The organism is Ectobacillus antri (assembly GCF_003852715.1).
GTDB lineage: Bacteria > Bacillota > Bacilli > Bacillales > Bacillaceae_G > Ectobacillus > Ectobacillus antri.
Window position 1 is genome coordinate 23082 of record NZ_RIAV01000011.1, and the last position, 13878, is coordinate 36959.

A 13878-nucleotide genomic window follows, 5' to 3' on the forward strand; every position below is an offset into this window, starting at 1 on the left:
GGTGTGAATATGAAGAAGCTTGCATTATGTATAAGTCTGGGGCTCATTCTGACAGGATGCGCCCCAAGCTTTCAAAAGGACGAAAAGATTGTCCAAAAAGTGGGGAAATCTAAAGAGAATTCAATTATTCCGAGCTACTCTATTTCAGATGAATATTATAAATCCATCATTCCGTTTCAAGAAGGTGCTGCCCGCGGCTTGGTAGTACAAGGGCTTAACAGCCGTTTAGATATCGATGAGTTTGAAACAGGTCTGATGCGCATTGCGCAAGAGTCTTTCAGTACAAAAGAGTACTTGTTTCAAGAAGGACAATTTCTAAGTAGAGAAACCATACAACAACTTGTACAGAGAAAACGGACAGATGCGCAGCAAGCAGAAGCGGAAAAGCGTCAAAACAATTTAAATAAAAAGGTTAAAGTGCCAAATATGGGGTTGAACCCACCATATGATAAAAATGCTCCTGGTTCTGTTGAAGATAAAAATGCTAAAAGTCCAATTTATTTATCTAATATTTTAGAGCATAACTATATGATTAAAAACGGTAACGGTGAAGTGCAGGTTGGCGGTGTTGTAATTGGTTTGGCAATGAATTCTGTTCATTATTATAATCTTCCGCCGGAGCAAGGTGGGTATCCGCGTGAAACACCTATTCCGGAAGGTGAGATGCTAGAACAGGGCAAAAGAATGGCCCAAGCTATCTTAGATATTTTAGTCAAACAAGAAAAATGGAGAGATGTTCCTGTTACTTTTGCAATTTATCGACAAGAAGCCAAGTCTTCTCTTGTGCCAGGGCATTTTGTAACCTATACAAAATTGGACAAGGGTGAAACCAAAATTGGTGATTGGGACAGTATTGATGAACGATACTACTTATTCCCTTCTGAAGCCGGAAAAGCGGATTATCGAGAAGATAATACAAAGATAGAAAACTTTAAGTCAGATATTGCCGAGTATTTCCCAAATAATTTCACGGCAGTAGTCGGTCGAGGATTTTATAAAGATAAGCAAATTCAAGAGTTAAAGCTAGATATACCTGTCCAGTTTAATGGAAAAGCGGAAATCATCGGCTTCACACAATTTGTGACAGGGTTGATTATGGAGCACTTTCCAAACTACGTTAAGGTCGAGGTGAATATTCATTCCGTCGGCAGGCAAGAGGCTGTAATTTTACGGGATTCAGAGCAAGAACAACCAATTGTTCATATATTTGACTGAGTAGGGTCATTCTTATAAAAGCTTTGGATAGACAAAAATATGATAGAGAGTGTATAAAAGGGAAGCTATTTCCTTGTTATACACTCTCTTCTTTTAAAATTTTATTTCTTAATATAAGACTGATACTTTTCCATATCTGTACTAATTACTTTTGCAGGTACTCCTGCAATAACGCAATTACTTGGTACTTCTTTTGTTACAACAGAGTTTGCGCCAATTACAACGTTATCTCCAATTCGTCCTCCCAGACACTTTGTACCTGGTCCTATAAATACGTAATCACCTATTGTTGGTAGCGTCTCTCTAGAGCCGATGGTTACATTTTGTGATATAACACAGTTCGCCCCAATTTTTGCTTTCGCATGAATGACAACCCCAATCCCTCCATAACCTAGTCGTGTTCCTTTTCCGATTTCGGCAGTATAAGGAATGATTGAGTTGAATCGGAAATGAATAAAGCTTTTAAGGAAGTTAGCTCCTTGTATCAAACCATTAAGGTAGCAATCACGAGCGATTCGATATAAGTCTAAAGCTGTCATATTATACATGGTCTCCAACACTTTATTACTAGGAAAGAAATTGTAAGAGAATATCTCATAGTGCAAGTGCATTTGTCTAAATAATTGTTCGGTGTCTTCTAGGAATTCATCAGCTACAATGATTTGGTGTGCTGATAAGTCTGTAATATCTTCTAAGCTTACGATAGTAGCTCCAAAGAAATTCGCTCCCTGTTTAGAAGTATCTGGTGACACAAAATAAGAAATTTCATACTTTGTTTGTAGGATAAAGCTAGCAGCAGCGGCCCATTTAGAAACCCCATAGATGATAATAGGTTGTTTTTTCAGGGATATACCAGGAGATTGAAAGCCTCTAAAAGTAATTTTTTCAGTATTTTGTATAGCCTTATTTCCTAATTTATCCTTTACAAAGACACGAATAAAATAATGACCTGGTTCATTCAATATGAAATAAACTTCCGAATCAGATGAATAAGAGGTTTTCTCTATAACCTCTTTATCTTTATATAAATAATATGCGTAGCTTACTTTATCACTAGAAGCTGTTACCTTTACATATAAATGAAAAAAATTTTTGATTTCTGTACAAATCTCGCGAATAGCTAACATAATTGTCCACCTGCTAAAAATTTATTTATAAAATGATTTCTTCATAATTATATATTAGTGTGTTATTGATTTACAATTCTACATACAGGCACGAATATCTTGAAAGAATCTTGCATCGTTAGGGTACTTGTAAATGGATGAATGATTTCTAGGGTATAAAGATAGTGATGAGAGCCTTAAAAATATTTTAAGAAAATGTTGCATGTATAAAAATATGTATAAAATTAAGTGTTTATCCGTTTCTTTACATTAAGTATGTAAGGGGATGTATTTTTATAAAAGTTAGAGAGCAATGAGGATAAAGGTATTTTATAGAATGTATACAAGCTTTTTCAAGTGAAGCCCATCAGAAGTTTTTTAGTGCTTTTATGAAAACGTGCACATATCATTTCGTTGTAAAATTATACACTTTATACAAAAAATAATGTTTCAAGAAAGTTTGAACTAATCATAATAATCATGTAGAATAGAGAGTGTGATGTAAACGCTTTTCATATAAAAAGGGAGGCATTGATTATGGTAGTAGCTTACAAGCATGAGCCTTTTACAGACTTTACGGTAGAGGCCAATAAACTTGCATTTGAAGAAGGTTTAAAGAAGGTAGAATCTTATCTTGGACAAGATTATCCACTAATCATCGGGGGAGAACGTATTACAACAGAAGATAAAATTGTATCCGTGAACCCTGCAAATAAAGAAGAAGTTATCGGTCGCGTATCAAAAGCAAACCGTGAGCTTGCAGAAAAGGCGATGCAAATTGCTGATACAACGTTCCAAACTTGGAGAAAAACAAAGCCAGAAATGCGCGCTGACATCTTGTTCCGCGCAGCTGCAATTATCCGTCGTAGAAAGCATGAGTTCTCCGCAATTCTAACGAAAGAAGCAGGAAAGCCTTGGAGAGAAGCGGATGCAGATACTGCAGAGGCAATCGACTTCTTAGAGTACTATGGTCGTCAAATGCTAAAATTAAAAGACGGTATTCCAGTTGAAAGCCGTCCAATTGAATATAACCGTTTCTCATATATTCCACTAGGAGTAGGCGTTATCATTTCTCCTTGGAACTTCCCGTTCGCAATCATGGCAGGTATGACAACTGCCGCAGTGGTATCCGGTAACACGGTTCTATTAAAACCTGCGAGCACAACGCCTGTTGTTGCTGCGAAATTCATTGAAGTATTAGAAGAAGCAGGTCTTCCTGCAGGTGTTGTAAACTTTGTACCGGGCAGTGGTTCTGAAGTGGGAGATTATTTGGTTGATCACCCTCGCACACGCTTTATCAGCTTCACAGGTTCAAAAGAAGTTGGTATTCGTATTTATGAGCGTGCGGCTAAAGTAAATCCGGGTCAAATTTGGTTAAAGCGTGTTATCGCAGAAATGGGCGGTAAAGACACAATTGTAGTAGATAAAGAAGCAGACCTTGAATTAGCAGCGCAATCTATCGTTGCATCCGCATTCGGCTTTTCTGGTCAAAAATGCTCTGCTTGCTCTCGTGCGGTTATCGTAGAAGATGTATATGATACAGTACTTGAAAGAGCAGTAGAATTGACAAAAGAATTGACACTTGGCAACCCGGCTGAACAAGGCACATACATGGGTCCTGTAAATGACCAAGGTGCGTTCGATAAAATCATGAGCTACATCCAAATTGGTAAAGAAGAAGGTAAGCTCATGACAGGCGGCGAGGGGGATGATTCCAAAGGTTGGTTCATTCAACCTACAATCTTCGCTGATGTAGCTGAAGATGCTCGTTTGATGAAAGAAGAAATCTTTGGACCGGTTGTAGCGTTCTGCAAGGCAAAAGATTTCGATCATGCAATCGACATCGCCAATAACACAGAGTTTGGTTTAACAGGAGCGGTAATCTCCAACAACCGTGCAAATATTGAAAAAGCTCGTGAAGACTTCCACGTAGGTAACCTATATTTCAACCGTGGTTGCACAGGCGCGATCGTTGGATACCAACCATTCGGTGGCTTCAACATGTCCGGTACTGACTCTAAAGCAGGCGGTCCTGACTATTTGCTTCTTCACATGCAAGCAAAAACAACATCTGAAACACTTTAATAAAAAAGGTCGATAGAGTACTACAATTGAAGTAAAAAGGAAGGGCGATATATAGCTCTTCCTTTTTTGTTTAGATGTAGGGGAAGAAAATAGAGAAAACAACAAAATTGTACAACATTAAGGGTGCACAATTTGAAATAAATATGCTAAAATACTAAATTGTGCAGAAGTTTTGACAATATTGTAAGGAGGAGCATCTGTGAATCAATTCTTCCATAAGAAATCGATACAAGAGATTATGGGAAATCGCGATAAAGGTCTAGAAAAAACGTTAGGAGCATTCGATCTCGTTCTCCTTGGAATTGGCGCGATTGTTGGAATAGGGATTTTAGTATTAACAGGCATGATTGCGGCAAACTACGCCGGACCGTCTGTTATTTTTTCTTTTGTACTAGCTGCGATTATATGTACATTTGTAGCGTTTTGCTATGCCGAGCTTGCATCTGCTTTACCGACTTCAGGTGGGGTATATATTTATTCATATCTTACTGTCGGAGAGCTTGTAGCGTTCTTAATCGGCTGGGCACAAATGCTTATGTATATATTGGCTGTAGCCGCAGTAGCTAATGGGTGGTCTGCTTATTTTGTATCACTATTGAGTGGTTTTGGGTTAGAAATCCCTAAAGTATGGCATACGGATCCGATGCAGGGCGGATTTGTCAATATACCCGCCGTTGTAATTGTCTTGTTATTAACATGGGTGTTAACACAAGGAGCAAAGGAAAGCAAACGAATTACCAATATGATGGTTATGATTAAAATCATCATCATTGCTTTGTTTATTGTGGTGGGCATATTTTATGTGAAACCGGATAACTGGACACCATTTATGCCATTTGGTGTGGAAGGGGTTATTGGCGGTGCTGCAGCTGTATTTTTCGCATTTTTAGGCTTTGACGCGGTAGCTGCGGCAGCAGAAGAAGTGAAAAATCCGAAGCGCGACTTGCCAATTGGGATTATTGGTTCTTTGGTCGTTTGTACGATTTTATATGTTGTCGTTTCTCTTATTTTAACTGGCATGGTGCCATTTGAGCAGTTGGATGTATCAGATGCGATGGCATTTGCGTTGCATGCCGTTGGACAAGATATGGTAGCAGGTATTTTGTCGGTTGGAGCATTAGCCGGTATTACAACCGTTATCCTTGCGTATTTGTACGCGGGTGTGCGCATGTTGTTTGCGATGAGTCGTGACAAACTATTGCCACAAACGTTTGCTCGCATGGATGCTAAAACAAATACACCTGTGTTTTCAACATGGTTGCTTGGTTTACTTGCAGCTGTGTTAGGTGGCTTTGTAGATTTAAAGGCATTATCAGATCTGGTAAACATGATTGCCTTATTAACATTTATTATGGTAGCAATTGCAGTCATCATGCTGCGTCGAACACATACAACCTTGCAGCGCGGTTTTACAGCTCCGTTTGTTCCGTATTTACCTGTGCTTGTGGTAATTTGTAGCGTCTTTTTAATGTTAAAGCTAAACCAGCTTACATGGCTCTACCTGGCATTTTGGCTGCTTCTAGGTGCAATTTCGTATTATATGTACGGACAATCACGGATTAAATCAAATAGTTTGAATAAAAAAGCTGGATAAAAGGAGCCCTTTAGCATGTGCTAAAGGGCTCCTTTTTAATAGGTATTAATCTTTGTTAAATTGCTTTCATGAATAAATAAACTGTTGTACGTAGTAGAATCGGAGAATACCTCATAGTATAGACCTTGTGAGGTTTGAACTGTTCCTTTAATAGCTACCGTAATCTCTTTACTTGTTACACTTGCTCTTTTACCAGCTAAATTTTCAAGCATGGTAACGCCAGCAGAAACTTTACCGAGCTGATATGTTTTATAATTACGGTTGCTATACATTTTATCCAAGCGATGCATAACGGATGAAATATTTCGGGACCAGTTGCTGTCGCTTGCATATAATACATTCATGCCTCGAGCTTTATCTCCAAGAAACGCACCATTATAGAATTTTGCATCGGGTGTTAAATAGTTTCTATGAATATATCCCGCACAATAGTCGATGCCCTCTTGTAGCGTTGCAAATGATGCGGCGCCTTCATAAGGATTGGAGTCTACCGCTTTAAATCCGAATAAATTATTCTTTTCTCTCGCAATCCGGCTTGTTCCCCATGCAGACTCTACAATGGCATGTGAAAGCAGATAAGCTGCATTCATATTATATTTGTTAGCAGCTTCAATAAAATAGATACCTGTCCCAATTAATGGGCTATCAGGTCGACTGGCACGAATAAACGCATCTAGTTCAGCTGCTGTATAGGATGATGGTACGCGCAAAGGCAAATATGCAAAGTATTGATAGCTATCCTTTCCGCCAATTAAAGTCCGATCAAAAGCTGTATACTGTACGCCATCTTTTAAATGTGTAGGTGCATAGCCTTCATTTAAGACATAGTAGCTGTCGGTAGCGGCCTGGTAGGAATTATAAAAAATGTTGCCGGCCTTTACTGTATAAAAAGATGTTTTCATTTTTAGCAAATTAGGATGTAGTTCTACATCTTGTGCAAATACGTATCCGTGTTTACCATCAAAAGACACATGAATACGGGAGCCATCTACTTTAATAAACTTTAAATCTGTATTGGGCGCAACATATGTTACTTGTTTGTGAGTTTCTAAGTCATATATATTAGCAACTTTATTGGTACGTACAAACCCTTGTTTCATATCAATAACTTTTCCGTTTCGTGTAACATAGCCGTCTACTTTCAAAGAAGCAAAGGTTTTTATAGCTTCTTGTTGATTTGCTTGCAGCATGCTGTAAGAGCCGGTAACGATAGAATATGAAGCTGTGCTTTTTTCTGTTTTAACATACCCTAAAGAAATATAAGCATATGTACCATTAAACGCAATCTTTCCCCAGCCATTTTCTTTGCTTACGATTGTAACGGATTGACCTTGATTTATTTTTCCTACAATGGCACCGTTTGTAGAAGGTGTAGATCTAACATTTAAAGTAGCTGTTGTAACAGATGTTTCTTCTTCTTGTAAAGGCTGTACTGAAAGAGCAGGGATAAACGCTTCTTTTCCGTTAAATAGAATGGTTAACCAATCCTTATCCTCTGAAACAACTTGTACTTCGCTGTTCTGTTTTACAACACCGAGCGACTTTCCTGTATAAGTAGCCTGATCGTATACTGTGGTTTGTGGGACTGTAATTTGTTTTTTTACAGTCCCTGTTGCAGGTGTATCTTTGAACTGTAAATACTTCGTGAATACGAATGCTTCGCGTCCGTTCAACCAGATTTTTGTCCAGGTTTTCTCCTGACTAATAACAGCAACTGTGCTTCCTTTTTTGATTTTATCTAAAATCTCCGCTTGAGAAGAAGCTGTAGCATACACGTCTAATAGAGTAGCTATAACAGTTGCTGGTTCTGTCTTAGGTGATGGGGCATCACTAGTCGCAAAACGTAAAAACTCAGTAGAAACGAAAGCGTCTGTGCCGTTAAAAGAAATTTTTGCCCAAGCGCCTTGTTTGGAAATAACAGAAACAGTTTGCCCCTTATTCAACTTGCCGAGCACCTTGGCAGAAGTAGAAGCGGAAGCTCTAACATTAAGCTTGTCAGCAGTAACAGTAGCAGACTCAGGCGCACTTGGAGCAGGAGTTGGAGTCGGAGCTGGTTTAGTCGCAAAACGTAAAAACTCAGTAGAAACGAAAGCGTCTGTGCCGTTAAAAGAAATTTTTGCCCAAGCGCCTTGTTTGGAAATAACAGAAACAGTTTGCCCCTTATTCAACTTGCCGAGCACCTTGGCAGAAGCAGAAGCGGAAGCTCTAACATTAAGCTTGTCAGCAGTAACGGTAGCAGACTCAGGCGCACTTGGAGCAGGAGTTGGAGTCGGGGCTGGTTTAGTCGCAAAACGTAAAAACTCAGTAGAAACGAAAGCGTCTGTGCCGTTAAAAGAAATTTTTGCCCAAGCGCCTTGTTTGGAAATAACAGAAACAGTTTGCCCCTTATTCAACTTGCCGAGCACCTTGGCAGAAGTAGAAGCGGAAGCTCTGACATTAAGCTTGTCAGTAGTAACAGTAGCTGTTTCACGAGACGCTGTTGATGGATGTTCCTTTGGTGCAATCAGTTTAATATATTCCATTGATATGTAAGCTTCTTTACCATTAAATAAGATGGTTCCCCAGCCATTTTGTTGTTTTGTTATGACAACGGCTTGTCCTTTTTTTAGACTTCCGAGTATCTTTCCTTTTGTAGAAGGCTCAGAGCGTATATATAAGTTGCTTGCCTCTACTGTTCCATTTGGTGAGGATTGTTCTTGTTCAGCAAATGCGTTGGGAGCAAATAGTGACAAGTTAAGTACGGCGATTGTTCCTAAAACGGTGGCTTTGTGTAAATAGTTCATATCTAATCTCCCTTTTATATGAATTATATAAACTGTCATACGTATGTAATTTAAGTAAGTGAATTTAGGATAAAAATAACAATTGGTTCGTGATTCTTATCTATAAAACCATTTTTATTAATATTTATATAATACATTATAATAAAATATAAAGATTAATTGTGTATTTTTATAAAAAATGTATATAAAATTAAAAAAACTTGTAAAATCTTCTTTTACATTAGGCTGTGTCACAGCTTAATATTGTTAATGGGTGCTGGTTAATGGGAGTAAGACGCATAGCGCATGTTCTCTGAATGCCCGCGGAAAGTAACAACAAACTTTAAGAGAGTCTTATAAATTAAGACAAAACGAGCTTCTTTTTTAGATGAGGGGCCCGTATGGAGTGTAGCAATATACAGTCAGTGAGTCGTTCTAGCGCTTTTATTTCAACATGTCAGCTAAGAGACTATATTTTATAGAAGAAAGTAGTATTTTGAAGAAGACACCGGTTGCTTGTCGCTTTAAAAATTTGGTATTATCAGTATCATATGAAGACAAAGATAGTTTGCAAGCTATACACTTTAAATGGAGGTGTCTGAATGACGTCAAGAATTTCGGTCGAAAACGTAAAGCATGTAGCACATTTGGCTCGATTGGCTATTACGGAAGAGGAAGCGAAAAAGTTTTCAGTGCAATTGGATGCAATCATTACATTTGCTGAGCAATTAAACGAGTTGGATACAACAAACGTAAAGCCAACATCGCATGTGTTAGAAATGAAAAATGTGATGCGTGAAGACATTGCAAAACCAGGTTTACCTGTTGAAGATGTACTGAAAAATGCTCCGGACCATAAAGAGAATCAAATACGAGTCCCGGCAATTTTAGAATAGGGGGAAACATAGATGGCTTTGTTTGAGCATTCTGTATCGCAATTACATAAGAAGTTGCAAGATAGAGAAATCTCTGTTACAGATTTAGTAGAAGAATCGTATAAAAGAATCGCAGCAGTTGAGCAGAAGGTCCGAGCATTCCTTACGCTTGATGAAGAAGGCGCGCGCAAAAAAGCAAACGAGCTCGATCAGAAACTAAATAGTGGAGAAGAAACAGGCCTCCTGTTTGGTTTACCAATCGGTCTAAAGGACAATATTGTTACGAAGGGGCTTCGTACAACCTGCGCTAGCAAGATACTAGCAAATTTTGATCCAATTTATGATGCGACAGTTGTGCAAAAGCTGCATAGGGCGGAAACTGTAATAATTGGAAAGTTGAATATGGACGAGTTTGCAATGGGCTCATCAAATGAAAACTCTGGTTTTCATCCGACGAAAAATCCTTGGAACATTGAATACGTACCAGGTGGCTCCAGTGGTGGCTCTGCTGCCGCAGTAGCTGCGGGTGAAGTGTTATTTTCTCTTGGTTCTGATACAGGTGGATCGATTCGCCAGCCTGCCGCTTATTGTGGTGTTGTCGGCTTAAAACCAACGTATGGTCGTATTTCCCGCTTCGGTCTTGTAGCGTTTGCTTCTTCATTAGACCAAATTGGCCCTATCACAAAAAGCGTAGAAGATAACGCATATTTGTTACAAGCTATTTCCGGTCACGATGAGATGGATGCTACATCCGCAAATGTAGCAACAGCAGACTATGTGGCTGCTTTAACAGGAGATGTAAAGGGATTGCGCATTGCTGTTCCGAAGGAGTACTTAGGCGAAGGTGTTAGTGAGGAAGTACGTCAATCTGTTTTACAAGCATTGCAAGTGTTAGAAGGACTTGGCGCTACTTGGGAGGAAGTATCACTTCCGCATTCGAAGTATGCACTGGCAACGTATTATTTGCTATCTTCTTCAGAGGCATCTGCAAACTTAGCACGCTTTGACGGGGTTCGTTATGGCATGCGCTCTGATAATGCCTCTAGCCTGATTGAATTGTATAAGCAAACGCGTAGCGAAGGATTTGGAGATGAAGTAAAGCGCCGTATTATGCTAGGCACTTTCGCCTTAAGCTCAGGATATTACGACGCATATTATAAAAAAGCACAACAAGTACGTACGTTAATTAAGCAAGACTTTGAGAATGTATTTGCAAACTATGATGTTATTATCGGACCGACAACACCAACACCTGCTTTTAAGATAGGGGAAAAGGTAAATGATCCATTAACCATGTATGCAAATGATATTTTAACTATCCCGGTAAACCTTGCTGGTGTTCCTGCTATTTCTGTACCTTGTGGGTTCGGTGCGAATGGTATGCCACTTGGCTTACAAATTATCGGTAAGCATTTTGATGAGGCAACAGTATATCGTACGGCCCATGCGTTCGAACAAGCAACAGAACATCATAAAAAAAGGCCACAATTGTAAGGAGGGAAAAGATAATGAACTTTGAAACAATCATTGGTTTAGAAGTACACGTGGAATTAAAAACAAAATCAAAAATCTTTTCCGCCAGCCCGAATGCATTTGGAGCACCACCAAACACGCAAACAAGTGTAATTGAGTTGGGTTATCCGGGTGTGCTGCCTGTTTTAAATAAAGAAGCTGTTGAATTTGCGATGAAAGCGGCTATTGCTCTAAATTGTGAGGTTGCAACAGAGACAAAGTTTGACCGTAAAAACTATTTCTATCCAGATAACCCAAAGGCGTATCAAATTTCTCAATACGATAAGCCAATTGGCGAAAACGGCTGGATTGATATCGAAGTCGATGGTGTCAAAAAGCGAATCGGTATTACACGTATTCATCTAGAAGAGGATGCGGGCAAGCTTACACATACGGGTGACGGCTATTCACTTGTTGATTTCAATAGACAAGGAACACCTCTTGTAGAGATTGTTTCTGAACCGGATATTCGCACCCCGCAAGAAGCGTATGCATACTTAGAAAAGTTAAAATCCATCATTCAATATACAGGGGTTTCTGACTGTAAGATGGAAGAGGGCTCGCTGCGCTGTGATGCTAACATCTCATTGCGCCCAGTTGGACAAGAGAAATTTGGTACAAAAACAGAATTGAAAAACCTAAACTCCTTCGCCTTTGTACAAAAAGGATTAGAATATGAAGAAAAACGCCAGGAGCAAATTTTACGTGCCGGCGGTGTTATCGAGCAGGAGACACGTCGTTACGATGAAGCAACCAAAACAACTATTTTAATGCGTGTGAAGGAAGGTTCCGATGATTATCGTTACTTCCCAGAGCCGGATTTGGTTGAATTATATATCGACGATGCATGGAAAGAACGTGTTCGAGCTGAGATTCCTGAACTTCCAGATGCGCGTCAAAAGCGTTATGTGGAAGAATGGGGATTGCCAAGTTATGATGCTGGCGTGCTAACAGCGACAAAAGAAATGGCGGATTTTTTTGAAGCGACAGTTGCAGGTGGAGCGGATGCAAAGCTTGCTTCCAACTGGCTGATGGGAGAGGTGTCAGCTTACCTGAATAAGCAGCAAAAAGAGCTCAAATATATCGCGCTGACTCCAGCAAGCTTAGCCGATTTAATCACTTTAATTGAAAAAGGCACAATCTCCTCAAAGATCGCCAAGCAAGTATTTGCGGAGCTAGTTGAAAAAGGTGGAGAGCCAGAAGCAATTATTAAAGCAAAAGGACTTGTTCAAATTTCGGATGAAGGTACACTGCGAGCAATGATTACAGAAGTGCTGGATAAAAATCCGCAATCCATTGAGGACTACAAGAATGGAAAAGAAAAAGCGATTGGCTTTTTGGTAGGTCAAATTATGAAGCTTACAAAGGGACAAGCAAACCCGCCTCTTGTGAACAAGCTTTTATTAGAAGAGATAATTAAGCGATAAGGTAATTTGTAAATAGGAATAAAGCCTTCTTTTTTATCAGAGCTTATGTTCTCAGAGAAGTGCCCAATCAGCTTTACAGAAAATAATATATCGTTGTAAAAGAGGTGTCCTTATCGCTTGGGGGCGCCTCTTTTCTGTTTAGCTCCGTGTTAATAGTTAGAAAAAATGAATTGTAACAGCGTTTTTCATAGAGGTAGGTGTTTAAACAAACGTTTGTTTACTTATACTATACAGATGAGCATAAGCGTTCACCAAATTGTGCGATAGCATTCTTATGCTTGTGTTGGCTGTTTGTTCATAAAAATGGTAAAATATATGATGGTGTACATAGAATACAAAGAAATTTTATCTACTGTTGAGGATGGATAGGATATGAAACGAGCAAGAATTATATATAACCCAACTTCTGGACGCGAGATCTTTAAAAAGAATTTACCAGAAGTACTTGAGAAATTAGAAAAATCTGGATATGAAACATCTTGTCATGCGACAACCTGTGAAGGAGATGCTACAAGGGCTGCAGCGATAGCGGCGCAGCGCGGTTTTGATGTAGTCATTGCAGCAGGTGGAGATGGTACATTAAATGAAGTAGTGAATGGGTTAGTAGGACAAGAGCATCGTCCGAAATTTGGTATTATTCCGGTCGGTACAACCAATGATTTTGCCCGTGCAATCGGTGTACCGCGTACCATTGAAGAGGCTGTTGATATTATTTGTGAGGGACATTCCGTACCGCTTGATATCGGTAGAGCGGGGGATAAATACTTCATTAATATTGCAGGTGGCGGTCGTATTACTGAGCTGACATTTGAGGTGCCAAGTAAGCTGAAAACTGTTCTAGGGCAACTTGCCTATTACTTGAAAGGCATTGAGATGTTGCCGTCCCTGCATCCTACCTATGTCGAAATTGAGTACGACGGCAAGCTTCTGCAGGAAGAGATTACGCTTTTTTTGATTACGAATACAACATCCGTAGGTGGATTTGAAAAGGTAGCACCATATGCGTCTATTAATGATGGCTTATTTGATTTGCTTGTATTAAAAAAGGGTTCTGTGGCGGACTTAATTAAAGCTGCATCACAAGCGTTGCGAGGAGAACATATCAACAATCCACGTATCTTATATACACAGGCGAACCGCATCAAGGTTACAACACCTGAGAAGCTGATGATTAATCTTGATGGTGAGTACGGCGGAGATGCACCTATGGAATTTGAAAATATGTATCATTATTTGGAGCTGTTTGTTCCAAAAACAAGAGTAGAGTAATGTGTAAACGAAGGCATAGACCTTCGTTTATTT

9 protein-coding genes are annotated in these 13878 nt (G+C 39.3%); 7 read left to right on the top strand and 2 right to left on the bottom strand.

The genetic code is table 11. The annotated features are described in order from the left end of the window. The first annotated feature begins 9 nt into the window (after window positions 1–9). Entirely contained in the window at window positions 10–1215 is a 1206-nt protein-coding gene (locus tag EEJ45_RS11425; protein WP_124564951.1) for a CamS family sex pheromone protein, read from the top strand. Window positions 1216–1316: 101 nt separating this feature from the next. On the opposite strand, the gene EEJ45_RS11430 is transcribed toward EEJ45_RS11425, so the two are convergent. Continuing rightward, window positions 1317–2342, bottom strand: coding sequence for a triple tyrosine motif-containing protein (locus EEJ45_RS11430; RefSeq protein WP_124564952.1), 1026 nt, complete (start codon window positions 2340–2342; stop codon window positions 1317–1319). 516 nt (window positions 2343–2858) lie between these two features. Between EEJ45_RS11430 and pruA the strand changes: the two genes are divergently transcribed. Then, window positions 2859–4406: an L-glutamate gamma-semialdehyde dehydrogenase gene (pruA, locus tag EEJ45_RS11435; RefSeq protein WP_124564953.1), complete on the top strand. Its 1548-nt coding sequence runs from the start codon at window positions 2859–2861 to the stop codon at window positions 4404–4406. 199 nt (window positions 4407–4605) lie between these two features. After that, entirely contained in the window at window positions 4606–6000 is a 1395-nt protein-coding gene (locus tag EEJ45_RS11440) for an amino acid permease (RefSeq protein WP_164464265.1), read from the top strand. Window positions 6001–6035: 35 nt separating this feature from the next. Here EEJ45_RS11440 and EEJ45_RS11445 read toward each other — a convergent pair whose 3' ends face one another. After that, complete coding sequence (locus EEJ45_RS11445) at window positions 6036–8783, bottom strand: SH3 domain-containing protein (RefSeq protein WP_164464266.1); 2748 nt, start codon at window positions 8781–8783, stop codon at window positions 6036–6038. A 581-nt stretch (window positions 8784–9364) separates the two neighbouring features. Between EEJ45_RS11445 and gatC the strand changes: the two genes are divergently transcribed. The 4 genes from gatC to EEJ45_RS11465 all read left to right on the top strand — a co-directional run bounded on the left by gatC (window position 9365) and on the right by EEJ45_RS11465 (window position 13845). Further along, the gene (gene gatC / locus EEJ45_RS11450; protein WP_124564955.1) at window positions 9365–9658 is read left to right on the top strand and encodes an Asp-tRNA(Asn)/Glu-tRNA(Gln) amidotransferase subunit GatC; all 294 of its coding nucleotides are present in this window, start codon (window positions 9365–9367) and stop codon (window positions 9656–9658) included. Window positions 9659–9670: 12 nt separating this feature from the next. Further along, window positions 9671–11131 carry an Asp-tRNA(Asn)/Glu-tRNA(Gln) amidotransferase subunit GatA gene (gatA, locus tag EEJ45_RS11455; protein WP_124564956.1) on the top strand — a complete coding sequence of 487 codons (1461 nt, stop codon included), beginning with the start codon at window positions 9671–9673 and terminating at the stop codon, window positions 11129–11131. A 14-nt stretch (window positions 11132–11145) separates the two neighbouring features. Next, window positions 11146–12576, top strand: a complete 1431-nt coding sequence (gene gatB / locus EEJ45_RS11460) for an Asp-tRNA(Asn)/Glu-tRNA(Gln) amidotransferase subunit GatB (RefSeq protein ID WP_124564957.1) — start codon at window positions 11146–11148, stop codon at window positions 12574–12576. Between the two features lie 372 nt (window positions 12577–12948). After that, complete coding sequence (locus tag EEJ45_RS11465) at window positions 12949–13845, top strand: diacylglycerol kinase (RefSeq protein WP_124564958.1); 897 nt, start codon at window positions 12949–12951, stop codon at window positions 13843–13845. Window positions 13846–13878 lie beyond the last annotated feature (33 nt).